We start from the raw sequence: 1106 nt of genomic DNA on the forward strand, positions 1-1106 counted from the left end.
CGGAGCGACATAAAGACTCACCATAGCGTCTATACTGTTGTTGCCTTCTGTGCGTGTAACCACATCGGCCATTCTCAATTCATATTTCGGAGCTCAATCACTTCAGCTTTCGCTTTCGGCCCGCTATTTTGCCGTTCTACGCTTAAAGCTTTCAGTTACCTGAAAACCTCCAAGAACTGGCTACAGGGCTGCTGGTTAGGCTTTACCCTGGTGGGGCTTACACCCACTAGACTTAGCGACCTTACCCGGCCGCACTACACAAAATCCTGTACACTCCCAATTTAAACTCCCCAAAATTACTACTCCCTACTTGATTTCAATTACTCCACCGTATCCAGATATTGAACTTATGATTATGCCTTTTTGATTTAAGAAATACCCTCTTATATCTATATCAAAAGAGTTTTGTTCTAAAAACTGTAATGGTTGTAAAAAACTATTAGGCAAGAACACTTTATATGTTAAACATTTCTTATCTTCAGAAGTAGTATTGAGTACTGCCTCGAAAAGTATTGGGGTAGGTTCTTTTTTATATGTGTTATCATTTGTTTCAGTCATGATATATGGCTTTAGAAATACTCCAGAAGGTAAAAAATCATAACCTGTTTCATTTCTTATTGTTATATTAACTTCTGTTATATCCTGGTTTTTAGACAATACCATTGAATCAACGGTTAGCTTTTCTATTGAAACGTCTGTAGGATGCTTGAGTTACAAGCCGTTATAAATATCAAACAAAGCAAAAATAACATTATTTTATAATATCTCATTATATCAGTCTTCCTTGAATTATTTAACTATATTATACTTTATATTCCTTTTAAAAAATAGCCGCAACCTGGTGGTGCGGCTATTTTTAGATTTATTTAAGTCCTAGGAGACTGTTGAAAAACTCCAAACAATAATAACCAAAAATAGATATTTTTAGCATAACAGGAAGGAAAATAGAGATATTTGTAGAAATAAATACCTATCATCAGATAGGGAGTGCTAATTTAATATGTTAAAGCAAAAAGGACGTCAATTATCTATAACCGACATTGATGTATTAGAGCAATGGAGTAACAGACCCCTTGTTTCTGAAAACAGCATCTATTATGCCCTTG

Annotated in this window: 1 protein-coding gene; it reads right to left on the reverse strand. The window is 34.9% G+C overall.

Features of this window, described 5'->3' with window-relative positions; translation table 11 throughout:
• Positions 1 to 306: 306 nt before the first annotated feature.
• The gene (locus P378_RS17385; protein WP_143338542.1) at positions 307 to 657 is read right to left on the reverse strand and encodes a hypothetical protein; all 351 of its coding nucleotides are present in this window, start codon (positions 655 to 657) and stop codon (positions 307 to 309) included.
• Positions 658 to 1106 lie beyond the last annotated feature (449 nt).

The sequence above is a fragment of the Desulforamulus profundi genome (assembly GCF_002607855.1).